At 70.9% G+C, this 24,505-nt stretch carries 25 protein-coding genes; 13 read left to right on the top strand and 12 right to left on the bottom strand.

Translation table 11 applies throughout. From position 1 onward, the window contains the following. Positions 1–118 precede the first annotated feature (118 nt). The gene (locus ABZ928_RS21490; RefSeq protein WP_361521119.1) at positions 119–463 is read left to right on the top strand and encodes a VOC family protein; all 345 of its coding nucleotides are present in this window, start codon (positions 119–121) and stop codon (positions 461–463) included. A gap of 51 nt (positions 464–514) precedes the next feature. Next, on the top strand, positions 515–904 hold the full coding sequence (locus ABZ928_RS21485; protein ID WP_361521116.1) for a MarR family transcriptional regulator: 390 nt from the start codon (positions 515–517) through the stop codon (positions 902–904). A 31-nt stretch (positions 905–935) separates the two neighbouring features. Here the strand turns inward: ABZ928_RS21485 and ABZ928_RS21480 are convergent, their stop codons facing one another. Both ABZ928_RS21480 and ABZ928_RS21475 read right to left on the bottom strand, forming a co-directional pair. Beyond that, the gene (locus tag ABZ928_RS21480) at positions 936–1,349 is read right to left on the bottom strand and encodes a nitroreductase family deazaflavin-dependent oxidoreductase (protein WP_361521113.1); all 414 of its coding nucleotides are present in this window, start codon (positions 1,347–1,349) and stop codon (positions 936–938) included. Further along, positions 1,346–1,615 (bottom strand): nuclear transport factor 2 family protein, encoded by a 270-nt coding sequence (locus ABZ928_RS21475; RefSeq protein ID WP_361521110.1) that lies wholly within the window; start codon positions 1,613–1,615, stop codon positions 1,346–1,348. The genes ABZ928_RS21480 and ABZ928_RS21475 overlap by 4 nt, the downstream gene beginning before the upstream one ends. 87 nt (positions 1,616–1,702) lie before the next feature. Here ABZ928_RS21475 and ABZ928_RS21470 point away from each other — a divergent pair, with 87 nt between their 5' ends. Then, positions 1,703–2,344, top strand: coding sequence for a TetR family transcriptional regulator (locus ABZ928_RS21470; protein ID WP_361521107.1), 642 nt, complete (start codon positions 1,703–1,705; stop codon positions 2,342–2,344). Here ABZ928_RS21470 and ABZ928_RS21465 read toward each other — a convergent pair. Continuing rightward, positions 2,313–3,164, bottom strand: coding sequence for a LysR family transcriptional regulator (locus ABZ928_RS21465; RefSeq protein ID WP_361521105.1), 852 nt, complete (start codon positions 3,162–3,164; stop codon positions 2,313–2,315). The two genes, ABZ928_RS21470 and ABZ928_RS21465, sit on opposite strands and share 32 nt — an antisense overlap. A 308-nt stretch (positions 3,165–3,472) precedes the next feature. On the opposite strand from ABZ928_RS21465, the gene ABZ928_RS21460 reads away from it, so the two are divergent. The 10 genes from ABZ928_RS21460 (at position 3,473) to ABZ928_RS21415 (ending at position 13,420) form a co-directional block, all read left to right on the top strand. Next, positions 3,473–4,162, top strand: coding sequence for a lysophospholipase (locus tag ABZ928_RS21460; RefSeq protein WP_361521102.1), 690 nt, complete (start codon positions 3,473–3,475; stop codon positions 4,160–4,162). Beyond that, the gene (locus ABZ928_RS21455) at positions 4,159–4,998 is read left to right on the top strand and encodes a sulfurtransferase (RefSeq protein ID WP_361521099.1); all 840 of its coding nucleotides are present in this window, start codon (positions 4,159–4,161) and stop codon (positions 4,996–4,998) included. The genes ABZ928_RS21460 and ABZ928_RS21455 overlap by 4 nt, the downstream gene beginning before the upstream one ends. After that, positions 4,995–5,852, top strand: a complete 858-nt coding sequence (locus ABZ928_RS21450; RefSeq protein ID WP_361521096.1) for an ABC transporter permease — start codon at positions 4,995–4,997, stop codon at positions 5,850–5,852. Before ABZ928_RS21455 ends, ABZ928_RS21450 begins: the two co-directional genes overlap by 4 nt. A 2-nt stretch (positions 5,853–5,854) precedes the next feature. Beyond that, positions 5,855–6,607: an ABC transporter ATP-binding protein gene (locus ABZ928_RS21445; protein ID WP_361521093.1), complete on the top strand. Its 753-nt coding sequence runs from the start codon at positions 5,855–5,857 to the stop codon at positions 6,605–6,607. Beyond that, positions 6,604–7,572 carry an ABC transporter substrate-binding protein gene (locus ABZ928_RS21440; RefSeq protein WP_361521090.1) on the top strand — a complete coding sequence of 323 codons (969 nt, stop codon included), beginning with the start codon at positions 6,604–6,606 and terminating at the stop codon, positions 7,570–7,572. Before ABZ928_RS21445 ends, ABZ928_RS21440 begins: the two co-directional genes overlap by 4 nt. A gap of 23 nt (positions 7,573–7,595) precedes the next feature. After that, a complete protein-coding gene (locus ABZ928_RS21435) occupies positions 7,596–8,696 on the top strand; it encodes an LLM class flavin-dependent oxidoreductase (RefSeq protein WP_361521087.1) in 1,101 nt (366 codons plus the stop codon). Between the two features lie 10 nt (positions 8,697–8,706). Next, positions 8,707–9,705: an ABC transporter substrate-binding protein gene (locus tag ABZ928_RS21430; RefSeq protein WP_361521084.1), complete on the top strand. Its 999-nt coding sequence runs from the start codon at positions 8,707–8,709 to the stop codon at positions 9,703–9,705. Beyond that, complete coding sequence (locus ABZ928_RS21425; RefSeq protein ID WP_361521081.1) at positions 9,702–10,853, top strand: acyl-CoA dehydrogenase family protein; 1,152 nt, start codon at positions 9,702–9,704, stop codon at positions 10,851–10,853. Before ABZ928_RS21430 ends, ABZ928_RS21425 begins: the two co-directional genes overlap by 4 nt. Further along, positions 10,850–12,226, top strand: a complete 1,377-nt coding sequence (locus ABZ928_RS21420) for an FAD-linked oxidase C-terminal domain-containing protein (protein ID WP_361521078.1) — start codon at positions 10,850–10,852, stop codon at positions 12,224–12,226. The genes ABZ928_RS21425 and ABZ928_RS21420 overlap by 4 nt, the downstream gene beginning before the upstream one ends. A gap of 93 nt (positions 12,227–12,319) precedes the next feature. Beyond that, positions 12,320–13,420 (top strand): AraC family transcriptional regulator, encoded by a 1,101-nt coding sequence (locus tag ABZ928_RS21415; protein ID WP_361521075.1) that lies wholly within the window; start codon positions 12,320–12,322, stop codon positions 13,418–13,420. 124 nt (positions 13,421–13,544) lie between these two features. On the opposite strand, the gene ABZ928_RS21410 is transcribed toward ABZ928_RS21415, so the two are convergent. From ABZ928_RS21410 to ABZ928_RS21370, 9 genes are all read right to left on the bottom strand, one after another. Next, the gene (locus ABZ928_RS21410) at positions 13,545–13,952 is read right to left on the bottom strand and encodes an SseB family protein (protein ID WP_361521072.1); all 408 of its coding nucleotides are present in this window, start codon (positions 13,950–13,952) and stop codon (positions 13,545–13,547) included. Between the two features lie 117 nt (positions 13,953–14,069). After that, entirely contained in the window at positions 14,070–15,311 is a 1,242-nt protein-coding gene (locus ABZ928_RS21405; RefSeq protein WP_361521070.1) for an acyl-CoA dehydrogenase family protein, read from the bottom strand. Positions 15,312–15,412: 101 nt separating this feature from the next. Continuing rightward, positions 15,413–18,394 carry a carbohydrate binding domain-containing protein gene (locus ABZ928_RS21400; protein WP_361521068.1) on the bottom strand — a complete coding sequence of 994 codons (2,982 nt, stop codon included), beginning with the start codon at positions 18,392–18,394 and terminating at the stop codon, positions 15,413–15,415. Between the two features lie 146 nt (positions 18,395–18,540). Further along, positions 18,541–19,209, bottom strand: a complete 669-nt coding sequence (locus ABZ928_RS21395) for a hypothetical protein (RefSeq protein WP_361521065.1) — start codon at positions 19,207–19,209, stop codon at positions 18,541–18,543. Positions 19,210–19,216: 7 nt separating this feature from the next. After that, positions 19,217–19,765, bottom strand: coding sequence for an isochorismatase family protein (locus ABZ928_RS21390; protein WP_361521062.1), 549 nt, complete (start codon positions 19,763–19,765; stop codon positions 19,217–19,219). Continuing rightward, the gene (locus ABZ928_RS21385) at positions 19,762–21,252 is read right to left on the bottom strand and encodes a cytosine permease (protein WP_361521060.1); all 1,491 of its coding nucleotides are present in this window, start codon (positions 21,250–21,252) and stop codon (positions 19,762–19,764) included. Before ABZ928_RS21385 ends, ABZ928_RS21390 begins: the two co-directional genes overlap by 4 nt. Positions 21,253–21,334: 82 nt before the next feature. Further along, a complete protein-coding gene (locus ABZ928_RS21380) occupies positions 21,335–21,808 on the bottom strand; it encodes a hypothetical protein (RefSeq protein ID WP_361521057.1) in 474 nt (157 codons plus the stop codon). 73 nt (positions 21,809–21,881) lie between these two features. Further along, positions 21,882–22,334 (bottom strand): (2Fe-2S)-binding protein, encoded by a 453-nt coding sequence (locus ABZ928_RS21375; RefSeq protein WP_361521055.1) that lies wholly within the window; start codon positions 22,332–22,334, stop codon positions 21,882–21,884. A gap of 66 nt (positions 22,335–22,400) precedes the next feature. Further along, positions 22,401–24,455, bottom strand: a complete 2,055-nt coding sequence (locus tag ABZ928_RS21370; protein WP_361522235.1) for a molybdopterin cofactor-binding domain-containing protein — start codon at positions 24,453–24,455, stop codon at positions 22,401–22,403. Positions 24,456–24,505: the final 50 nt, after the last annotated feature.

The raw sequence follows: 24,505 nt of genomic DNA, 5'->3' as shown, positions 1-24,505 counted from the left end.
CTTCGCCGTACGCCGACCCGGTGGCCGCGCAGCGAGTGGTCAGGATCGGAGAAGCCCCGCCCCGCTCCCCCGGCCTACGGTGAAACCACCGACACCGGAACCCACGGAGGAGACCCCGATGACCGCCGGACTGAAGACCATCATCTACCCCGTCAAGGACATCGCCCGGGCAAAGGCCCTGTTCAGCGCGCTGCTGGAGACCGAGCCGTACGCGGACGAGCCCTACTACGTCGGCTTCAAGGACGCCGGCCAGGACGTGGGCCTCGACCCGAACGGCCACTCCCGGGGCATGACCGGGCCGGTCCCCTACTGGCACGTCACCGACATCCGGGCCCGTCTCGCCGCGCTGCTCGACGCGGGTGCCGAGCTGCTCCAGGACGTCACGGACGTCGGTGGCGGCAAGCTGATCGCCTCCGTGAAGGACGCGGACGGCAATCTGGTCGGAATCACCCAGGACAGCTGAGCATCCGCTCCCGACGACCGGATGTCGATGCACGCGCATTAACATTCAGGTATGGCAGTGAACGCGGCCGGCGCCCGGCTCGAAGAACAGTGGCGGGACATCCTCTCGGTCCACGCCCGCACGATGTGCGAGATCGACCGGGTGCTGCACCCGCACGGGCTGGGCGCGAGCGACTTCGAGGTGCTCGACCTCCTCGCCGCCGAGGCGCCCGCGGAGGGCGATCTGTGCCGGGTGCAGAACCTGGTCGGCCGGGTCCATCTCAGTCAAAGCGCGCTCTCCCGGCTCATCGGCCGGCTGGAGAAGGACGGCCTCGTGGAGCGCTCGGTGTGCGTGGAGGACCGGCGCGGGGTGTGGGTGACGCTCACCCGCAAGGGGCGCGAGCTGCACGCGGAGGTGCTGCCGGTGCAGCGGGACGCGCTGGAGCGGATGCTGGGCGACTGAGCGTCCCCCTTGCCGGCGCGGATCCCGTCCGTCACTTCTTGGCGCGGATAAGGAAGACGGGGTGGTCGGCGGGGTCTGGAAGCGCGGTGAGCACCCCGGAGACCGTCGGCATCCCGCCGTACTTGTCGCGGTAGGCCGCCATCAGGGCCGGGCGCTCGGCCTCGGGGACCTCGTCCACCTCGATCTCCTCGGTACGCCCCCGGACGGTCAGCCTCCCCTCGGGCGCCGCCCGCAGATTGAGGGCCCAGTCACTGAGGCCGCGGTAGGAGACGAGGTAGCGCTCACCCTCGTACTCCAGGACCGCGACGGGCACCGTCCGCCACTGTCCGCTCCGGCGTCCGCGCACCGACAGCCGCGACACGACCGACCTGCCGAAGATCGGGGCAAGGCGGTTGCCGATGTTGCGCTGCATCCAGGGTGGCTTGAGGTAGGTACGCGACGTCATCGGCTCATCACCTCCTGGAGGACGCCGATGTGCAGGTGCGCGAGCTGCCAGCGGTCCGCCGGTCGCACCGCGACGAGCGTGACACGGAAGCGCCCGGACTTGTCCTCTCCGTTGAGGCTGGTCTCCTGGGCGAGGACCCCGACGACGACCGCGGCGCCGCCGTACTCGCGCACCCGCGGATCCTCCACCGTGAACTCGTGGTTCTCCAGGCCCTTGCGGAACCGCTCCAGCCACTGCTTGTCGAGTACTGCTGTCTGTGCCGCCATGGATGACCCCCTGGTCATGGCCTGTCGGACGATCGCAGAATGCTAGGGTAGCTCTAAATTTAGGGTCGCCCCATACAGGAGTGGGTTTTGAGCCTCCGGGAGCTGAAGAAGCGGCAGACGCGCGAGCGGATCGCCGAGACCGCGTGGCGGCTGTTCACCGAGCGTGGCTTCGACCGGGTCACGGTCGTCGAGGTCGCCCGTGCCGCGCAGGTCTCCGAGGCCACGGTCTTCAACTACTTCCCGGCCAAGGAGGACCTCTTCTCCTCCCGCTTCGAGGCGTTCGGGGAGGGACTCGTCGAGGCCGTGCGCACCCGTCCGCCCGGCGAGTCCGCGCTGGCCGCCTTCCGGAGGCGCCTTCTGGAATCCGGCGGGCTGCTCGCCCTGGTCGAGGCGGGGGACGCCGACGCGCTCGTCCAGCTCCGCGCGGTCAACCGGCTGATCGCCGACAGCCCCGCCCTGCGGGCCCGAGAGCAGCGCGCCCTCGCCACCTGCGCCGACGCGCTCGCCGAGACGCTCGGCGGGGACATCGGCGCCCGGGTGGTGGCGGACGCGCTGTTCGGCGTGCACCGCGCCCTGATCGAGCTCGTACGCCACCGGATCCTGGCGGACGACGACCCCGCCTCGCTCGCCGCCGACGTACGCCGGCTCGCCACCGAGGCGTTCTCGCTCCTTGAAGGCGGGATGCGGGACTACGGCATCACTGCCGCAGCAACTCCCGTACGGCGCTGAAGGCGGCCTCCGCCGTCGCCGGGTCCGCGCCCGGGCGGGCCAGGGCGCTCATCGGGATCGGGGGCACCGAGGGCAGCCCCCCGTACGGGGTCAGTCCGTCGGGGGCGGGGCCGACCGCGGCGAGGAGCGCGACGCCCTGGCCGGTGCGGGCGATGTCCAGGACGCCCGCGAGATAGCCGGCGTCACCCACGACCGAGGCGGGCACGCCGTGCGCGGCGAGGGTCGCGATGGCCCGGCGGCGGATCGCGCACGGGTCCTCGATGGCGACCAGCGGGACGGGAGCGGGCGCGACCGGCGGCTCCCAGCCGGGGACCGCGTGCCAGGTCAGCGGGAGTCCGCCGACCGGAGTGCCCTCGGTGGCGGCGGCCTCGGTGACGTACACCGCGACATCGACGCTGCCGCGTTCCACGGCCTCGACGAGACGGGCGGAACGGTCGATGCGGAAGCGGACCCGGCAGCCGGGGCGCACCTGCTGGACGGCGGCGGTGAGCCGGGGCAGGAACTGGTCGGCGGCGTGCTCGGTGGAGCCCACGGTGACGGTGTCGCCGTCCGGGCCGAGCAGGGTGCGTACGGCCTCGTCGTGGACGGCGAGGATCCGGCGCGCCTGTTCCAGCAGCAGCCGCCCCTCGGTGGTGAACCGGGTGCCGCGTCCCTCCCGTTCGACCACCGGGCGCCCCAACGCCTTCTCCAGCCTGCGGACATGCTGGCTGACCGCGGACTGGCTGAGGGAGAGGGCCTGCGCGGCACGGTGGAAGCCGCCGCAGTCGGCCACCGCGGTCAGGCTGCGCAGGGCCACGATGTCGAGGACGGTTCGGGACATGCCGCGACAGTAACCGCTCGACGCGATCGATCGCGATCCCTGATCGGTTTCGATGCGGAATCATCGTTGGACGCGGTCGCTCACCGGCGGTCATGATGGGCGCATGCTGCACACGACCGCTTCCGCTGCCCTTCTGACGCAGCGCCGAGTCATCGACTTCGGCGTGGCGTGCAGCGCGCGCTGTCGCTGACCTCTGCCGCCCCTCGCTCCGGGTCGTCCGCGGCTTCAATCTGACTGACACGTGACAGCCGTTCCGGCTTGTCCTTTTCCCTGGCTTTCCGCTGCCCTGAAACGGGAGTTACCCCCTCATGCCCTCTTCCTTCTCCTGGGACGAACCCGAAGGTCTGGCCGCGCGCGGCACGTTGATCGTGCTGGCCGGGCGCGGTGAGCACGGTGGTGTGTACGAGCGGTTCGGCCGCCGGCTCGCCTTCGACGCCTACCGGGTCCGTGCCCTCGGCGATCCGGCCGCCGATCCGTCGGTGCTCGACGAGGCGGCCAAGCTCCTCGCCGACGAGTCGCTGCCCGGCCCGAAGGTGCTGGTCGGCTCGGACACCGGCGCCCGGTACGCGGCCCACCTGGCCGAGGACGCCGACGCGCTGATCCTCGTGGGCCTGCCCACCTCCCCCTGGACGTCCGGGAGTTGGGAGGAGGAGATCGAGGCCCGCACCGCCTGCCCCACCCACCAGGGCCGCCTCACCGCCGACCCGGACTTCCGGCGCGGCGCGCTGAACTCGGCCCCGGCCCTGCCCGCCCTGCGCCTCGACCAGGTGAACGTCCCGGTGCTGGCCCTGCACGGGACCGACGACACGGTGAGCCCGCTGGAGGCGGCGCGCGAGGCCTACGCCGGCTCGGACGTACGGCTGGTCACCTTCGACGGCGGCCGCCACGACGTCCTCAACGACGCCCTGCACCGCACGGCCGCCGCCACGGTCGTGCTCTTCCTGGAGCGGCTGCGGCTGTCCCCGTCGCTGCCCGTGATCGCGGAGGAGCCGGCATGAGCGTCACGACCACGGTGAGCGAGCTGCGTGACCTGCTGGACTCGGACCGTCCGCCGGTCGTGCTCGACGTCCGCTGGGCGCTGGGCGATCCGCACGGCCGCGAGCACTACGCCGAGGGGCACATCCCCGGTGCGGTCTACGTCGACCTGGACCGCGAGTTGGCCGCACCGCCGAGCGCGGAAGGCGGTCGGCATCCACTGCCGTCGCTCGACGATCTGCAAGCCGCGGCCCGCAGGTGGGGTATCCATGAGGGCCAACCGGTCGTCGTCCACGACGACTTGGGCAACACCGCCGCCGCTCGGGCCTGGTGGCTGCTGCGCCACGCCGGTGTCACCGAGGTGACGCTGCTCGACGGGGCGCTCGGCGCCTGGCGCGCGGCCGGGCTGCCGCTGGAGCCGGGGCTCCCTCCCGAGCCGGAGCCCGGGGACATCGTCCTGACGGACGGCGGACTCGGGATCACGGACGCCGACGGCGCCGCCGAACTCGCCGCCTCCGGGCTGCTGTTGGACGCGCGGGCCGCCGAGCGGTACCGGGGCGAGGTGGAGCCCGTCGATCCCCGGGCGGGCCACATCCCGGGGGCGGTGTCGGCGCCGACCGGCGAGAACCTCGCGGCGGACGGGACGTTCCTTCCGGCCGATGTGCTGCGCAAACGGTTCGAGGAGAAGGGCGCCGGGTCGGCGAAGCGGATCGGCGTCTACTGCGGCTCCGGCGTCACCGCCGCCCACCAGATCGCCGCGCTGGAGATCGCCGGCTTCGAAGCCGTCCTCTTCCCGGGCTCCTGGTCCGCCTGGTCCTCGGACCCGTCCCGCCCGGCCGCGAAGGGAGACCAGCCATGACGACCTCGCTCGACGCGGCGGTCCTGACCAAGCAGACGCCCACCCGTGTCACCATCCGAGGCACAGCGGCCAAGAAGGGCAGCGGCCTCTCCGTCCCGCGTTCCGTACGCCGGGCCGCGGGCCCCGTGGGCCTGGTGCTCCTGTGGTTCCTGACCTCGGCCACCGGACTCCTCCCGGAGTCCGTCCTGGCCTCCCCCGTCGACGTGCTCAAGCAGGCGGTCGAGCTCACCAAGAACGGTGAACTCCCCAGCGCCATCGCCGCGTCGGGCCGCCGCGCCGCCACCGGGTTCCTGATCGGCGCCACCGTCGCCCTCACCCTGTCCCTGCTGGCCGGACTGTTCCGGCTCGGCGAGGACGTCATCGACTCCTCGATGGGCATGTTCCGGGCGATCCCGTGGGTGGGCCTGATCCCGCTGTTCATCGTCTGGTTCGGCATCGAGGAGACCCCGAAGATCGCGCTGGTCGCACTCGGCGTGACGTATCCGCTGTACTTCAACATCTACGGCGGCATCCGGTCCACCGACGCCCAACTCGTCGAGGCCGCACGGATGATGGGACTCGGCCGGCTCGGGCTCATCACGTACGTGATCCTTCCGAGCGCGCTGCCCGGGGCACTCGTGGGGCTCCGGTACGCGCTGTCCACCGCGTGGCTCGCGCTGGTCTTCGCCGAGCAGATCAACGCGGACGCGGGGCTCGGCTATCTGATGAGCAACGCCCAGCAGTACTTCCGCACGGACGTCATCGTGCTCTGCCTCGTGGTGTACGCACTGCTCGGCCTGGCCTGCGACTTCGCCGTACGGATCCTGTCGCGCCGGCTGCTGACGTGGCGGGCCAACTTCGAGGGCGAGGCGTAGAGATGCCCAACAGCGTGGAGATACGGGGCCTTTCGCGGGCCTTCGACGGCAACACCGTCCTGCACGAACTCGATCTGGACATCCGGGAGGGCGAGTTCGTGGCCCTGCTCGGGCACAGCGGCTGCGGCAAGTCGACGCTGCTGAGGATCCTCGCCGGGCTGGACGAGGAGATCGGCGGTGAGGTGACGGTGCCCGCCCGCCGCAGTGCGGCCTTTCAGTCGCCGCGGCTGCTGCCGTGGTTGAAGGTGTGGCGCAATGTCGTGCTCGGTCTGCCGGGCCGCCCCGACAAGGCGCTGGCGCTCAAGGCGCTCGACGAGGTCGGCATCGAGGACCGGGCGACCGTCTGGCCGAAGACGCTCTCCGGCGGCCAGGCCCAACGCGTCTCGCTCGCCCGCGCTCTCGTCCGCGAGCCCGAACTGCTGCTCCTGGACGAGCCGTTCGGCGCGCTCGACGCGCTCACCCGGGGCAGGGTGCAGCAGCTGGTGGCCGAGCTGTGGCGGCGGCACGGCTGCGCGATCCTCCTGGTCACCCATGACGTGGAGGAGGCGCTGCTGCTCGCGGACCGGGTTCTGGTGATGGACGAGGGGCGTATCGCGCATGAGCTGACCGTCGATCTGCCCCGCCCGCGTGACCTGACCGCCCCCGAGTTCGTGACCCTGCGCGCCCGCCTTCTGAACTGGCTGGGCGTGGCCCACACCCCCACCCACGCCCCTGCCGACACCGACACCCACACTCTGGAAGGAATCCCCTCGTGATCCGCAGAATCGCAGCCGCCGCACTGAGCCTGTCCTCCCTGCTGGCGCTGACCGCCTGCGGCGCGGACTCCTCGGCCGAGACCTCCTCCTCGGGGCAGGTCACGCTCACCATCGGGGACCAGGCCAAGACGCTCCAGACGATCGTCGCCGCGTCGGATGCCCTGAAGGGCGCCAAGTACAAGGTGAAGTGGGCCGAGTTCGAGGGCGCGGCCCCGCTCTACCAGGCCGTGCAGGCGGGGGCCGCCGACACCGGGTACTCCGCCGATCTGCCGGCGCTCCAGGCGCTCAGCGGTGGTGTGCGGATCAAGAACGTGGCCGCGCTGAAGAACGACGGCACGCATGTCGGCATCGTCGTCCGCGAGGGCTCGGGCATCGACAGTGTGAAGGACCTCAAGGGCCAGAAGGTCGTGGTGTCCTCGGCGAAGGGCAGCGTCTCGGAGTATCTGCTCGCCAACGCGCTGAAGCAGAACGGCCTCAGCTACCAGGACGTCCAGGTCCAGTACCTGCTGCCGACCGACGCGCAGGCCGCGTTCGCCTCGGGGAAGATCAAGGCCTGGGCGATCTTCGGGGTCTACCAGGCGGTGGCCCTGGAGCAGGGCGGCAAGCTCCTCGTCGACGGTGCCGACGGCCGTGTGAGTGGCATCGGGTTCGTCAACGCCTCCGAGAAGACCCTCGCCGACTCGAAGAAGAAGGCCGCGCTCTCGGACTTCCTGAAGCGTCTCGGTACGGCCCTGAAGTGGACCAGCAGCCACCAGGACGCCTACGCGAAGGCCATCGAGGAGCGCAACGGCGCCGATGCCTCGGTGGCGAAGACGCTGGCCTCGGCGGCGTACGGCGAAGTCCTCCCCATCACCGACGACGTGAACACGACCGTTCAGGGCGTCGCCGACCTCATGAACGGCATCGGTGTCCTGGACCCGAACGTCGACGTGGCGAAGTCGGCCGACACGTCCCTTCTCAAGTGACCTTCTGCACAAGGGAGTTGCCCATGCCTGTCGAGTTCATCAGCGCCGTCCACACCGACGCCGGGGCATCCGGTCCCGCGGCCTCAAGCCGGACCGGCCTCGACACCGCCCACCTGCGCAGGTACGCCCGCGCCCTGGACGACGGCGGCTTCGACCACACCCTGGTCGCCTATCACTCGGCGTCCCCAGACGCCTTCCAGATCGCCCAGTTCGTCGCCACCCACACCGAGCGCGTCCGCCCGATCCTCGCCCACCGGCCGGGCGTCATCTTCCCGACCCACGCCGCCCGCGCCCTGGCGACCCTCGACCAGATCAGCGACGGCCGACTGACCCTGCACATCATCTCCGGAGGCAGCGACGAGGAGCAGCGCCGGGAGGGCGACTACCTCGACAAGGCGGAGCGGTACGAGCGTTCGGACGAGTACATCCAGATCCTGAGGAAGGTGTGGCAGGCCGACGGGCCCGTCTCGCACGAGGGCAAGTACTTCCGCTTCGAGGGCTACTACTCGGACGTGAAGCCGGTCAACGGGCTGGTCCCCATCTCGGTCGGCGGCTCCTCGCAGGACGCGTACCGGGTCGGCGGCCAGCAAGGCGACATCTTCGGTCTCTGGGGCGAGCCGCTCAAGGAGACGGCCGAGCAGATCGCCGCCGTGAACGCGGTCGCCGATGCCGCCGGGCGCCCCCGTCCCCGTATCTGGGTGTCGTTCCGCCCGATCATCGCGCCCACCGAGGAACTGGCCTGGGAGAAGGCGAACCGCACCCTCGGCGTGCTCAAGGACCAGGCGCGCAACACCGAGTTGCTGCGCCACTACCGCACCTCCGGCCGCCCGGCCAACGTCGGCTCGCAGCGCCTGCTCGACATCGCCGAGCGCGGCGAGGTCCACGACCGCTGCCTGTGGACCGCGCCCGCGGTCGCCACCAATGCCGCCGGTGCCTCGACCGCGCTGGTCGGCACACCGGAGACGGTGGCGAAGGCGCTCCTCGACTACGTCGACATCGGCTGTGACCTGCTGTCGATCCGCGGCTACGACCCGCTCAACGACGCCATCGACTACGCCCGTCACATCCTGCCGCTGGTCCGGCAGGAACTCGCCCACCGCGCCACCACCACCCACGCAGCCTGATGGAGACCCCGTGTTGTTCCGCCGTACCCTGCGCTCGTCCGCCGCCCTGCTCGCCCTTCTTCTGCCGTTCGCCGCGGCCTGCGGAGGCGACGCCGAGGCCGACTCCCCCGCCGACGTCACCCTCAGAGTCGGTGCCACCGGCTGGAAGGTTGAGGAGGCCGTACTGAAGTACGCGGGCCTCGACGACACCCCCTACAAGGTGAAGTGGAGCCTGTTCCAGGGCGGTGACCAGCAGCTCCAGGCCATCCGGGCCGGGGCGTTGGACCTCGCGTCCTCCAGCGAGATCCCGCCGGTCTTCGCCGCCGCCGACGGAGCCCCGAACTTCAAGGTCGTCGCCGTGCAGCGCGGCGCCACGCTCAACCAGGAGGTCGTCGTCCCCAAGGGTTCGAAGGTCACCGACATCGCTGGCCTCAAGGGCAAGAAGGTGGGCTACGTCCAGAACACCACCGCCCACTACTTCCTCTACGAGCTGCTGAAGCAGGCGGGCCTGAAGTGGTCGGACATCGATGCCAAGCCCCTGCTCCCCAACGACGGTCTGGCCGCCCTCAACGGCGGCGGCATCGACGCCTTCGCCTCCTACGGCACCTCGATCATCACCGCCCACCAGCAGGGCGCGACGACCGTCGGCTCGGGCAAGGACATCCTGTCCGGCAACTTCCTCTGGTCGGCCCGCGACAGTGTGCTGAAGAGCCCGGAGGAGAAAGCGGCGGCGGCCGATCTGATCGCCCGGATCACCAAGGCATACGCCTACGTCCGTGACGGTCACCTGGACGGCTTCGCGAAGGTCACCGCCGACGCCACCCACCAGCCCCTCGCCCAGGCGAAGAAGGACCTCGCCGCCGCCCAGGCCCAGCGCCCCACCCGGGCCAGGACCGTCGGCGACGACACCATCGCCTCGCAGCAGAAGGTGGCCGACGTGTTCACCGAACTCGGCGCGCTGAAGACGACCTTGGACGTGAAGTCGTTCTGGACCACCGATCTCAACGCCGATCTGGAGAAGGCCCTGTGACCGACACCGTCGCCGCGCTCGCCGCACTCGCCGCCGACCACGACCGGTCGGGGGCCTTCCCCGCCGAGTCCCTGCGGCTCGCCCACGAGGCCGGGCTGCTCACCGCGACCATCGGGAAGCGGTACGGCGGCCAGGGCGCCGGCGTCGAGGAGACCGCGCGCATCCTGCACCGCCTTGGGCGGGGCGACCCCTCCGTCGCCCTGATCGCGGCCATGACGCTCACCAGCCATGCCCGGCAGGCCGCCGAGCCGCACTGGCCCGAGGAGCTGTACGCGCGCGTGGCCAAGGAGTCGTTCGTCCGTCCCGTGCTCGTCAACCACGCGCGCGTGGAACCAGAGCTGGGCTCCCCGGCGCGGGGCGGGCTCCCCGCCACCCGGGCCCGGCGCACCGCCGGCGGCTGGGCGATCAGCGGCACCAAGCGGTTCGTGACCGGCGCGGAGGGCCTCGACTGGTTCCTGGTGTGGGCGACGACCGACGAGGCCGAGCCGCGCGTGGGCACGTTCCTGGTGCCCGGTGGCTCGCCCGGCATCGAGATCGCCGGGAACTGGGACCAGTTGGGGCTGCGGGCGAGCGGCAGTCACGACGTGACGTTCCACGACGTGGAGGTCCCCTACGAGCAGGTCATCGGTCTCGGCCCGCACGGTCCCGCGGCCGAGCAGGACAACCGGGCGGGCGCGGCTCTGCATCTCCCCCTTGCCGCCCTCTACTTGGGTGTCGCCCGGGCCGCGCAGGCGTTCTTCCACTCGTTCGCCCACACGCGCGTGCCCGCCAACCTCGGTCGTCCGGTGGCCCGTACGGAACGTTTCCGGCGGACCGCCGGGGAGATCGAGGTGCTGCTCGCCGCCGCGGAGCAGCTGGTGTTCGACGGTGCCGCCAAGCTCGACGACGGCGACCCGTCGTACACGCCTGAGCAGGCCCTGGGCGCGCGTGTCCTGGCCGACCGGCACGGGGTGCGGGCCGTGGAGCTGGCCGTACGGCTGCTGGGCAACCCCGGGCTGGCCCGGGGCAACCCGCTGGAGCGGCACTTCCGGGACATCCAGTGCGCGCCCGTGCACGCGCCGCAGGCGGACATCTCCCTGCTCGCCATCGGCACGACGGCACTCGACGCATCCGCACCGCTCGACGCACCGAAGGCACTCGACCTGTGACCGCCGCTCCGGAGACCACCCTGTCCGCCCGGCTCCTGGGCCTGCTCGCCCGGGACCTGCCACCCGACCGGCTCGGCACCGACCCGGCGACCCTCGCCGCCCACGCCACCGACCGGTCCGGGGCGCGGCCCGACGGTGAGCCCCTCGCCGTCGTGCACGCCCGGCGCACGGAGGACGTGACCGTCACCCTCCGGCACGCGAACGCGCTGCGGGTGCCGGTGGTGCCGCGCGGGGCGGGTACCGGTCTGTCCGGCGGGGCGACCGCGGGCGAGGGCTCCCTCGTCCTGGACCTCTCCGGGATGAATCGCGTCCTGGAGCTCTCGGCGGACGACCAGCTCGCCGTCGTCGAACCCGGGGTGATCACCGCCGAGTTGGACCGGGCGGCCGGGGCGCACGGTCTGCGGTACGCGCCCGATCCGGCGAGCGCGGCCCTGTCCACCATCGGCGGGAACATCGCGACCAACGCGGGTGGGCTGCGGTGCGCGAAGTACGGGGTGACCCGGGACAGTGTGCTCGGCCTGGAGGCGGTGCTGGCCGACGGGACGGTGGTGCGTACCGGCCGCCGTACGGTCAAGGGGGTCACCGGGTACGACCTGACCGCGCTGCTGACCGGTTCGGAGGGGACCCTCGCGGTGATCACCTCGGCCACGGTGCGGCTGCGGCCGGTTCCGGTGGCCACGGCCACGCTCGCCGCGTACTTCGCCTCCTTCGAGGCGGCCGCCGAGGCGTCGTACGCCATCGGCCGGGCCGGGGTCGAGCCCGCGCTGGCGGAGCTGGTCGACGGGCCGGTGCTGGAGGCCGTCGATCCGGCGCTGCGGGAGCGTGGGGCGGCGCTGCTGGTGGTGCAGTGCGACGGCGCGGGTGCGGCGGCGGAGGCGGACGCCGTCGCGCGGCTCCTGGAACCTCTGGCCGTCAGCGTCGAGACGACCCGGGATCCGGCGGAGGCGGAGGCGCTTCTCGCGGCCCGGCGCGGTGCCCTGCCCGCCCTGGAGCGGCTGGGCCGGCCGCTGATCGAGGACATCGCGGTGCCCCGCTCCCGGCTGGCCGAGGCCGTGCGGGAGATCCGGGGGATCGCCGTCCGCCATGATGTGCCGGTGTTCGTCCTCGCGCACGCCGCGGACGGCAATCTGCACCCGATCATCGTCGTCGACCCGTCCCTGGACCGGCTGCCGGACGCCGCCTGGGAGGCGGCGGGTGAGATCTTCGCGCTGGCGCTGCGGCTGGGCGGGACGCTGACCGGTGAGCACGGGGTGGGCACGTTGAAGCGGCAGTGGGTCGCGGAGGAACTCGGGCCCGCCGTACATGGATTGCAGCGGCGGCTGAAGGAGGTGTTCGATCCTCGCGGGATCCTCAATCCTGGGAAAAGCCTGTGAGGAGGCGGGAGAGAGGGAGGCGTATCCGGTCGTTCGCGGTGCCATGCTGAACAAAAATCGCCGCGCAGTGACGGAGAGAAGAACGCCTTGGCCGTGGAAGAGGTTCGGGCCGCCGAGTTCAGCTCGTACTCGACGCGTTCCCTGGACGAGACCCTCGACGCGATCGCGGCCCACTACTACGACGTGCGCCTCGATGTCGCGGGTCCCATGGAGGACTTCGTCACCTCCATGAACATCGTGGACCTGGGCTCGCTCACGGTCGGTGACGTCACCTTCGGCACGCGAGTGCGGATGGCCTTCGGGGAACCCGGCTACTACCACATCGGGGTGCCGCTGACCGGCGGCTTCGCTGTCCGGCAGGGCCGCGAAGAGGCCTTTCAGGGTTCCACGCGGCGTGCGGTCTTCTTCGATCCGGAGCGGTACATCCGGGTCGAGGAGTGGACCGAGGACTGTCACACCCTCACCGTGAAGATCGACAAGCTCGCTCTGCACCGGCAGTTGGAGGCACTGCTGGGCAGACCCCTCACGCGGGCGCCCCGGTTCGAGCCGTACATGGACGTCTCCCAGGGCCCGGGCCTCAGTTGGGCGAACCTGGCCCGGTGGAGTCTGCTGGAGAAGGACGTCTCGCACGGTCTGCTGCGCCAGCCGCTCATCCGCGGCCGCCTCGAACAGACGCTGCTGGACGGGGTGTTGCTGGCCGCGGACCATTCGTACCGCGAGGAACTCGCCGCTCCGGCACCGCCGATGCGGCCCGTCTCGGTCAAGCGGGTCATGGACGTCGTCGAGGAGCGGCCCGCCGAGCCCTACGACGCGACCCGGCTCGCGCGGATCGCCCAGGTCAGTGTGCGCAGCCTTCAGGAGGCGTTCCGCAAGCACGTGGGGATGCCGCCGATGATGTATGTCAACGAGGTGCGTCTGGACCGGGTGCGCGCGCAGTTGCGGGCCTCGGCGCCGGGGACGACGACCGTGGCGGACGTGGCCCATCAGTGGGGGTTCGTGCATCTCGGCCGGTTCGCGCGGCGCTACCGGGAGCGGTTCGGGGAGACGCCCTCGCAGACCCTGCGGGCGGCGGCGCCCGAGGGCATCCGCCGCGATCCGCCGCGTTTTGCGGACAGTCGTTGCGCATCCCGGAGCGACAGAAGCGCCGAGCGGCCCTATCTTCAGGGCACGGCGATCGTTGACGTCCGGCGATGAGCGGAGTCGGCGCCGCTCATTCAGGATGTCGGCGTGACGCCGGGTGCGGGAGCGGGAGACCGCCCGTACCCCGGGGGCCCGGTCGCTCCCCCTCCGTACGACACGGTGACCGGGCCCGCCCCGGTCAGCCGTGCGTCCGGCCCAGCAGGGTCCGCACCCCCTCCGAGGTGAGCGTCAGCGGGTGCTCGGAGGCGGCGTCTATCGTCAGCGCCAGATCGTCCATCGGCCACTCCGAGGCGAGCGCGCCCAGCGGCACCACCCGGTAGCGGGAGACATAGGGCAGCAGTCCGGCCAGTTCGGTCTCCGAGGTGAACACGGGCACCACCGGTGCTCCGCCGGGCTGCTCGATCACGGGGAGCGCCACCGCGTTGGGGTCGGCGGCGTCCTCCTCGCTGGCGTCGTCGGGGACGGGGACGAGGACGTCGCTGCTCGCGAGCGTGTCCAGCGCCGCCGTGTCCTCGGTGTTCTCGGCCAGGGCGTCCAGTGCCCGCCGGGCCGGTGTGGCGGAGTTGTCGTTCGCGGGTGTCTGCATGGGAATCCCCTGGTTGCGGCGGTCGTGCGATCGGCCCGGGGCACGGTCGGCCCGGGAGCGGTCCTGCTCGCGTACCCGATCCGGACGGGAGCATTCCTGGATGCGTGCTGTGAGGGCTCAGGGAATGAGCGGGATGTGGTCCGAGGGCAGTCCCAGCGCGTCGCAGCCGACCCGGCGGAACAGGGGCTCGGCCATGCTCGGCCCGACGTGGGTCCAGTAGGTGGCCGCGTCGCGGAAGTAGCGCTGCATGCGCTCGCCGTCGCGCGCGTGCCGGGAGCCTGCCGTGCGGAAGAGGATGTTCTGGAGCGCGTCCCAGGCCATCCGGCCGGCGTTCAGGAACATCAGCGCGAGCCGGTTGTCCTCCGCCATGCTGAACGGGGCCTCCCCCGCGACATTGCGGCGGCATGTCTCCATCCAGTCGGCGGCGGTGTGCCGCAGCGCCGCCTCGGCGGTGCGGATCATGCCGAGCGCCTCGCCCAAGTGGCGCTGGTAGTCGTGGAGTTCGGCGCGTGTGCGGTCCGGTTCCAGGATCAGGGGGCGGGTGGGCAGGATGCGGGCGTACTCGTCGGCGGCGGCGTATCCGGTGCCGATCATGATGGCGGCCAGTTCGCCGTGGTAGAAGCTCGGGGCGCGATGGGCGTACATCGGGTTGCCGTGCAGCTTGGAGCCGACGCTGCCGCCCTCGACGGGCAGGTCGATCAGGCTCGCCTCGCAGGTGAGGTACGCGGGTATGCGGGCCTGTTCCATGTGGACGCTGTTGGAGCCGCTGCCGCGCAGGCCGAGGACGCCGTGCCAGTCGTCGAGGACCGTCCACACCGAGCGCGGGGCGACGAACAGGAGCGGGGGTCCGGGCGGGTCGCCGGGCTTTGCGGGGGCGCGCAGGGTCTGCCCGAGGTAGTGCGTGGAGTACGGGGAGCCGGAGGAGTAGGGCCAGGTGCCGTCGAGGACGACATGACCGTCCCCGTCGTGCTGGGCGATCCCGACGGGCGCGACCGTGGAGGCCGCCCGGAAGTCGCCGTCGGCGCCGAAGATCTCGTCCTGGGCGCGCTCCTCGAAGAACCCGGCGACCTGGAGGACATGGGCCGAGGTGAGGGACAGGGCCCAGCCGGTGGAGGGGCAGCCGCGGGCGATCTCGGTGACCACGCGGTAGAAGACGGGCAGGCCGAACTCGAAGCCGCCGTACCGGCGCGGCTGGAGCATCCGGTAGAAGCCGGCGCGCAGGAAGTCGTCGTGGGTGGACTTCGGATAGTGGGTCAGCCGTTCGGTCTCCGGCTGCCGTTCGAGGAGCACGGGCCGCAGCTGCACGGCCCGCTCGATGACGTCTTCTCCGGTGAGTCCGGGTTCGGGAGCGGCGATCACGGTGCCTCCTGACGTGTGGGGACGCCTGTACGTGTCACGTGTCGCGATACGGGTGATTCAACACGGCGACCGCCGCCCCTGTACCCACCGGATAACGCCAACTACTTCAGATACGGACCATCCGTTCCGATCTTGCCGGGACCGCCCAGCACGTACACCCGCAGATTGCCCTTGCCCGGCGCGGACACCGAGAGCGTCCCGTTGGTGACGGTCTTGACGTCACCGGTGACGGCGTCCTTGTAGGTGCCGTTCGGGATGCCGCTGTACGTCGCGTCGCCGGTGACCGTGACGAGCGCGAAGCTGTCGGTGCCGCCGCTGGTGTAGCGGCGCTTGAAGGCCATCGAGCCGCTGATGCCGTCGGTGGAGTACTGGCCCATCTGGAGGGCCGGGACCGCCCGGCGGATCTGGTTGAGCCGCTGGAGGTGCTTCACCAGCGGCTGGGCGAGGGTTGTGGCGACCTGGCCGGACGCCGAGTCCGCGGTGCCGAACTCCGAGGCGGTGACGGTGCCTTGGAGGTTGTCGCCGTAGTACGCGCGGCCCGTGGAGGCGAGCGGGCAGGTGGGGCCGCAGTCGATCTGCTTGCCCTTCTGGAACTCGGTCTCCGAGCCGTAGTACAGGGTCGGGATGCCGCGGAAGGTCCACATCAGGGACATGTTCTCGGCCCAGGCGTCGGTGCCGCCGGTGTAGCGGGTGCTGGACTTGTTGGGGCCGTAGTCGTGGCTGTCGACGTAGACGACGTTGTACGTGGCGTCGTTGACGCTGTCGTCGGAGTCCCTGCCGTTGCTGTAGGCGTTCTGCGCGTCGCTGAAGTTCATGTGCATGCGCATGTCGATGATGTTCATGCCGCTGAACTGGCTGCGGTCCGGGGTGTGGTAGTTGTTGCCGCTGAGGAAGGCGTTGGTGGACGTCGGCTGGTTTCCGGTGCCGAGGTTGTTCTCGTAATTGAACTGCTCGATGGCCGCCGTCTCGTCGTCGGCGCTGTACTCCTTGCGCTCCTTCCAGGTGAAGAACTGCGCGGAGTGGTTCACCGAGCCGCGGTTCCACTTGTCGTTGACGAAGGCGCCGACCTCACCGAAGACGAAGAAGTTCTGGGCGGCGGTCGTCCCGAACCTCTGGGTCACCCGGTCGTAGATCGCGGGCAGGAAGCGCCGGTTCCAGGTGACGCGCGGGATGTGTACGGCCGTATCGATCCGGAAGCCGTCCACGCCCATGTCGATGTACTTGTTGTAGGCGCCGATGAGGTAGTTCTGCACGGGCGTCGACTCGGTGTCGAAGTCGGCCAGATCCTCGTGCAGCCAGCAGGAACGGGAGTCCTCGCCCTCCCAGTTGCCGATCCAGCACTGGTGGTAGTACGCCTTCGGGAACATGCCCGAAGTGGGGCTCGGCCACTGGCAGTTGTAGAGCGTGTAGCCCTCGGCGCTCTTGCCGCCGGTCGGCTTGCCCCAGTTGACGCAGGTGTTGCCGGTGGGTTCGGCGGTCGACCACAGGTCGCCGTTGTAGTAGGACTTCCCGGACTTGGTCTCCACGGTCAGGCCGTCGTACTCGAAGCCCTCGTTCTTCTCGTCGTAGTACCAGCTCCACTGCGCGTCGCGGACGCCGTACACGGTGGGCGTGTACAGCCCCTTGGCACCCCACCTGGAGCTGTGGTTGTAGACGACGTCCTGGTAGATCTTCATGCCCTTGGCGTGGGCCGCGTTGATGAGGTCCTGGTAGGTGGCGCCGGCGGACTCCAGGCGGGGGTCGACCTTGTAGAAGTCGTAGCCGTGATAGCCGTGGTAGTCGTAGTCGGAGCGGTTGAGGACGACCGGGGTGATCCAGACCGCGGAGAAGCCGAGCGCCTTGATGTAGTCGAGCTTCTCGACCAGACCCTTGAAGTCACCCCGGAACATAGGGTCGTTGTTGGCCGCGTTGCCGGACTTGGTGTGCTGGCTGCCGCCGCGGTCGTTGGAGCTGTCGCCGTCGTAGAAACGGGCGGTGAGGACGAAGTAGATGGGGTCCTTGCGGGGGTCGGTGCCGAGCGGGGTGCCGTCGGCGGGGCCCGGGGCCTCCTCGCCGGTGGTGGCGGTCGCCGCGGCGGAGGCGGCGGAGGTGTTTCCGGCGGCGTCGACGGCCTTCACGGTGTACGTGTAGGCGGTGTTCTCCTCAAGTCCCGTGTCGGAGTACACGGTTGAGCCGACATCGACGACGACCGTGCCCTTCGTGCCGCCGGTGCGCGTGACCTGATACTTCGTCACGCCCGTGTCATCGGTGGCGCCGTCCCAACTCACCACGATCGACGTGTTGGTGGCGCTCGCGGTGACCTTGGCGGGTGCGGTCGGCGCCTCGGTGTCGGGCTCCTCGGCGGCGCACGGGTCGGTGGCGCTCGTGGTGACCGTCCGGTCCTTCACGGTCGTGGTGCCGGTCGGGATGGTGTAGTCGGAGCTGTTGTTGTTGTCCCAGACGCCGTTGCCGTTGTTGAAGGCCGCCTTGAGGGAGGTGGCGGTGCCGATGTCGAGGGTCTTCTTCCACCAGCCGGCGCAGGCGGACTCCATGCCGACGCCGGGAACGGCCGTCCAGGAACCGCCCGTTGGCGCGTAGTGGATGTTGGCGGTGGTCCAGCCGGAGGTGGCGGTCGAGTAGTAGACGGTGGCCTGGTTCCCGCTGCCCGTGCCGGTGTCGGCGCACGGGTCGCTGTGGGCGATCACTCCGTCCTTGACCGTGAGGGTGCCGGTGCCCAGGGCGTAGTTGTTGCCGCCGTTGTTGTCCCAGGTGCCGCTGCCGTTGTTGAAGGTCGCCTGGAGACCGGTGGCCGAGCCGAGGTCGACGGTCTTCTTCACCCAGTCCGTGCAGGCGCTCTCCATCTGCGTGCCGGGGACGGTCGTCCAGGAACCGCCGTCGGGGGCGTAGTGCAGATAGGTGGACGACCAGTTCTTGGTCTTCGTGTAGTAGAAGACGGTCGCCGTGTTGGCCGTGTCGGCGGCCACCGGTCGCATGGGGGTCTGCGGGGCGGTTCCCGGTGCGGTGGACAGCAGTCCGAGGAGCCCGGTCGCCGCCACGAACGCCACGAGGGGGCGTCTTGGCAGGCGCGGGGGTGCGGATCTCATGGGCGACTCCAATACGGGCCGGAAGCCCGGCTCCTGCAAGAAGAACCGGCAACTTCCTGAAACTTCTTGCGGCTTCGCGGAAGCTACAGGGACATGACAGCCACGTAAAGGGTTCTCACAGGGAGTTCGTCACGGAGAGGCGAAGATCAGAAGGAGGGCGACGAGGGCTGGAGCCGCTGTCCCCGAGGAGTGAAGGTGAACGACTCGCGGAACGGTCCGTCACCGAAGCGCACGGCCCACAGGAGGGGTTCCGGGTACGTCGGCGGCCATGAGGGGGCGTCCGCGTCCGGGTTTCCGTTCCAGAGGTGGAAGAAGACGATCGGCCGCTCGGGGTCCTCGCCGATATAGCCGAGCGTCTTGCCGTAGCGCGGGTTGGTTCCGCCCAGGAGGACAGAGGGCGGACCGAACTCCGCCGTCACGTCCGCCCACACCCGGTCCTCCGCGGCCCACTGGCGGACCCTGCCGAGAAGGGCCTCGTGGGCGCGGGCGTCGAGGACCCGGTCGGGCTGGAGCCAGCCGCGCCGGTGGGCGAACTCGGTGTGCACCGACGCCATGCCGAACTGGTCGCCGCCCCGGATCAGTTCGCGATACACCCCCTGGGCTCCCGTGGCAGTGCACGCGCCGCGTTCCCGCAGCACTTCCGCCGCCTCACGCCAGGCGTCGGGCTGCCCTTCCGCGAACAGCAGGTGGTCGTACAGCAGGATCAGCGCCCCCTCGTCGCCGTACATGCCGGGCCTACGGAGGGAGTCGTTCAGCAGCCGGACAAGATACGCGTGGATCTCGTCGGCGCTCACGACGGCTCGCGGAGGGACCATCCCTGTCTCACTTCCCCGCTTCGAGGAGTTCCGCGACCGTCGTCACCCTGATCAGGGGGCGGTAGAGATCCATGACGTACAGCGCCTTGGCGTGGGAGTCGTCGTCCGCGCCCGCGCAGGCGTCGGCGACGACCACGACCTCGGCCCCGGCGTCGGCCGCGGCGAGCGCCGTGGACAGGACGCAGCAGTCCGTGCTGACGCCGGCGAGGACCAGGCGGCCCTCCGGGCCTACGAGGGAGGCGAGTTCGGGCGTCCACTTGCCGAAGGTCGGGGCGTCCAGCACGTGGTGCGCGGCGGCGGCGAAGTCGTCCGTCAGCTGCCAGAGGGGGGCGTCCGGGGGCTGGAGGGCGAAGGGCCACTGCTCGTAGTACGCCGTCCAGGCGCCGGTGGGTTCGGCGGGGGCCAGGAAGCGGGTGAAGGTGACCCGGTCGTCGAAGGCCGGCAGCAGACGTCGTACGCCTTCCGCCGCCTCCGTGAATCGGGGCGTGGCCCAGGGGCTGTCCGGGTCGGCGAAGACGCGCTGCATGTCGATGACCGCCAGGCGACCTGTCGTCATACGGCGGGGACCTCCGCCTGGCTCGGGGCCTGGGCCTCCTGATCCCTGACCTGCCCACGGCGCAGGGCGAGGGTGCCCAGGAAGCCGAGTGCCAGTGCCGCGAGGACGCCGAGGTTGGCGTAGGCCCAGGAGCCGGACCTGCCGCCGAGGGCCAGGGGGTCGAGGAGGTAGCCCTGCCAGTCCAGCCAGCTCGCGGCCGAGTTGGTGACGAGGCCCCAGCCGAGTGCGGTGGCGGCGAGGGTGAGGAGGAGCGGGGTGAGGGGGACGTCGCCGTAGCGGCCGCGGGGGCGGTAGAGGTCGCCCTCGTCGTAGTCGCGGCGGCGCAGGAGCAGGTCGGCGAGCATGATGCCGCACCAGGCGGCGATGGGGACGCCGAGGGTGGTGAGGAAGCCCATGAACTGGCCGAGGAAGTCGTCGGCGAAGAAGACGATGTAGATGGAGCCGGCGATCATCAGAGCGCCGTCGACGAGCGCGGCCAGGTAGCGGGGGATCCTGATTCCCGCCGACAGCAGGGCCAGTCCTGATGAGTAGATGTCCAGGACCGCGCCGCCCACCAGGCCGAGTACCGCCACGACGGCGAACGGGACCAGGAACCAGGTGGGGAGGATGGTCGTGAGCGCGCCGATGGGGTCTGCTGCGACGGCCTCGTTGAGGGTGCTGGAAGAACCTGCCAGCAGCAGGCCGAAGACCAGGAGGAACAGCGGGGCCACCGAAGCTCCGAACGTGGTCCAGCCGATCACGCCCCCGCTCGACGACGTGCGGGGCAGATAACGGGAGTAGTCCGCCGCCGCGTTGACCCAGCCGAGGCCGAAGCCGGTCATCATGAAGACCAGCGCGCCGATGAACTCCTGCGCGGAACCGGCCGGGACGGCGCTGACCGTGCTCCAGTGGATGTGGTCGGCGACGAGGCCGATGTAGACGACCGTGAGTACGCCGGTGACCACGGTGATCAGCGTCTGGAGCCGCATGATCAGGTCGAAGCCCATGACACCGCCGACGACGGTGAGTCCGGCGACCACGATCAGGGCGATGACCTGGGTGCCGGTGCCGCCGCCCCAGCCGAGCCGGTCGAAGACGGTCGCGGTGGCCATCGTGGCGAGGGCGCACAGCACGGTCTCCCAGCCGACGGTGAGCACCCAGGAGATCACCGACGGGAGGCGGTTGCCGCGGACTCCGTAGGCGGCGCGGCTCAGGACCATCGTCGGTGCGGAGCCGCGCTTGCCCGCCACGGCCACGAAGCCGCAGAGCAGGAAGGAGAAGACGATGCCGATGACGCCGGCGGTCAGCGCCTGCCAGAACGAGATGCCGAACCCGAGGACGAAGGCGCCGTAACTCAGCCCCAGGACGGAGACGTTGGCGCCGAACCAGGGCCAGAACAGGGTCCTCGGGGTGCCCTTGCGCTCGGCGTCGCCGATCACGTCGAGGCCGTGCGTCTCCACCTGGAGCTGTCTGGCTCTGCTGTCGAGGGAGTCCTGGGCGTCGCTCATCGTCGTCGTCCTCCCTGTCCGTACGTGTCGAGGTGACGCTAAGTGGGTGGCACCGGGGCGTCAAGCACCCCGGTGCCCCGCGTCACCTCGCCCAGAAGGGCAGCGGCGGGCAGGTGTTGGCGCAGGTGTAGCCGCCGGGCATGAGCAGACCCGCGTCGTCCTCGTTGTTGTCGCCGCCCGCGAACCAGACCTCGGGGACCCAGCCCCAGCGGCCGTTGTCCGCCATGGTGCTCCCCCACCAGTAGTTCTCGGCGGAGCCGGAGCGGAAGGTCTCGCCCCGCATCTCGGTGACGAACCAGTTCGCGGCGCCGCCCTGCTCCAGGTGGCCCACGACCGCGGCACCGGGCGAGCGGGTCGCGTACACCGGGACATGGCCCTGGGTGAGGTTGCAGAACCTGACCTCCGTACGCGGCCACAGGCGGCCGCTCAGCGGATCGGTCAGGTCCCTGGTCGTGGGGCTGTGACAGGGGACGTTGTCGGTGGCCTGAGCGGCGGGGGCGACCAGGCCCGCGAGTCCTGCGAGTGCCAGGGCCGCCGTGACGAGTCCGCGCTTCATGTGGATCATGCAACCGGAACGACCGCCTCAGGGATTGGTCACGAGGGGTCGGGTGGCCGACCGGTCACCAGGGTCAGGCGTCCGCCGCCTTCTTGATCGCCTCGCGGATACGGGCGTAGGTGCCGCAGCGGCAGACGTTCTCGATGCCGTCGATGTCGGCGTCCGTGGGCGTGGACGTCCTCTTCAGCAGGGCCGCGGCGGCCATGATCTGGCCGGGCTGGCAGAAGCCGCACTGGGCGACGTCGCAGTCGAGCCAGGCCTGCTGGACGGGGTGCAGGGTGTCCCCGTCGGCGAGGCCCTCGATGGTGGTGACCTTCCGCTCCGCGCACTCGGCGACGGGGACCACGCAGGGCTGTATCTCCTCACCGTCGAGATGGCTCGTGCAGGCGCGGCAGACGCCGACCCCGCAGCCGTACTTCGGTCCGGTGACGTGCAGCAGGTCGCGCAGCACCCACAAGAGGGGCATGTCGGCGGGGGCCTCGACGGTGACGGGCTTGCCGTTGAGGACGAAGGAGTAGGTCGGCATCTGCACCTTCTTGAGGATTTCGGGGCTGCTGGGAGATGTCGGGGCTGCTGAGAGGTCTCAGGGGTCTCAGAAGTCGAACGGGAAGCGGCGCGGCTTGGTCCCCGTAGCGCGGGCGTAGGCGTTGGCGACGGCACCCGCGGCCGCCGGGACGCCGAGTTCGCCGGCCCCGCCCGGCTCGCCGCCGGTGGGCAGGATGTGCGCCTCGAAGTGGAGCGGGGCGTGCCGCTGCCTGGCGTAGCGGAAGTCCGCGTAACTGGCCTCGCGGACGGCGCCCTTGTCGATGTGGAGGCCTGCCTGGAGGATCGTGGAGACCCCGTCCATCGCCGCGCCCATGAGCTGCGCCTCCAGACCGCGCGGGTTGACGGCGGTGCCGACGTCGGCGGCCATCACCACCTTGGTCACCCGGGGCTTCTTCGGGTCGGCGGCGTCGATCTCGACGAGACAGGCCACACAGGATCCGTACTCCTCGTGGACGGCCACCCCCTGGCCGTGCCCCTCGGGCATGGCCCGGCCCCAGTGTCCGGCGGCCGCGGCCTTGTCGAGCACGGCTTTGACGGCCTTGCTCCGGAGTGTCGTACGACGGAAGGCGACCGGATCCTTTCCGAGGCCCCGGGCGATCTCGTCGACGACGATCTCCTCGGCGGCCCGCACGGTCCCGGAGTCCACGGACCGCCAGGCGCCGAGGGGCATCGCCAGCTCCACCGAGCCCGAATCCCCGGACAGCGGACCGAAGTTGTAGAGGCCGCTGTCGCTGGGCAGCGGGGAGGAGGCGCGGAAGGCGGCGGTCCTGACGCCGCTGTAGGACTCGCTCACCGAGGCCGTCGCGTGGGCGAAGGCCACGACTCTGCCCTCGTTGTGGCTGGCCCGGATCCGGTGGTGGGAGGCCGGGCGCATCCGGCCGTGCCGGATGTCGTCCGCGCGGCTCCACATCAGTTTCACCGGGCGCCTTGCCGCCTTCGATATGAGCGCCGCCTCGATGGCCGCGTCGTAGTTGAGCCGGCGTCCGAACGAGCCGCCGCCGCGCACCACATGGACCTTCACCGCGGATCCCGGCAGCCCGACCGCCTCGGCGATGCTCTCCCGTGCCTCCATGGGCGTCTGGGAGGAGAACCAGATCTCGGCACGGCGGGCCTTCACGTCCGCGACGGCGGTCAGCACCTCCATCGGAGCGTGGCTGACGAACGCGAACTCGAACCGGGCCTCGATCTGCGCCGATCCGCGCGGCGGTCTGCCGAGCGCCGGGACGGCGGCCTTCAGCCGGGACCGGATCTCGGCGTCGGAGACTCCGGCGAGCGGCCCCGGCTTCCAGGTGATCTTCAGGGCGTCGCGGCCCTTGAAGGCGTGGTGGAAGGTGTCCGCGACGACGGCGACTCCCCCGGGAATCCTGACCACTTCGAGCACCCCGGGCAGGGCACGGGCCGCCCGGTCGTCGAGCGAGCCGACCTTCCCGCCGAGCGTGGGCGGCCGCGCCACCACGGTCGGCTTCGCCCCGGCCGCCGCCAGGTCCCCGGCGTACTGGACCCGGCCGGTGACGATGTCCCGGGCGTCGATCCGGGTCGTCGGCTTCCCGATCACCCGGTGCCGGGACGCCGGTTTGGGCTTGCTCGACACACGCGGCCGGCGTACCCGGGCGGCGGTCTCGGTCAGCGAGCCGAAGGTGGCGGTGCGTCCGTCCGGTGCGACGACCAGGGTGTCGCGGGTGCGCAGGGTGCGTGCGGGCAGGCGCCAGCGCTGTGCGGCGGCGGTGATCAGACGGGCGCGGGCCGTGGCGGCCAGGTTGCGCGCGGGGTCGTAGAGCGAACTGACCGAGTTGGAACCGCCGGTGTACTGGTTCCCCTGGCTGCGGGCGGGGGCGAGCGGGATACGGACGTCGTCGAGCCGGGCGTCCAGCTCCTCGGCGATCATCATGGCGACCGCGGTGGTGACGCCCTGGCCGACCTCGACACGGGGCAGCCGTACGACGACCTTGTTCTCCCGTGTGACCTCCAGGACCAGCATCTCGTCGTCGGTGCCGGTGACGACGACGTCGGAGTGGGTGCCGGTGGCCCCTTCCGCCTCCGAGGTGTCGCAGCCGAGCGGGGCGGCGACGGTGAGGGTGGACGCGGCGAGTGTGTAGACCATGAACCTGCGGCGGGACAGCTCTGCCAACGCGCTCTCCTCTGTGGGCAGTC

It is taken from the genome of Streptomyces sp. NPDC046909 (genome assembly GCF_040644695.1).
GTDB lineage: Bacteria > Actinomycetota > Actinomycetes > Streptomycetales > Streptomycetaceae > Streptomyces.
The sequence above is the reverse complement of the archived record's forward strand: the minus strand, read 5'-3'. Positions and strand labels throughout refer to the sequence as shown.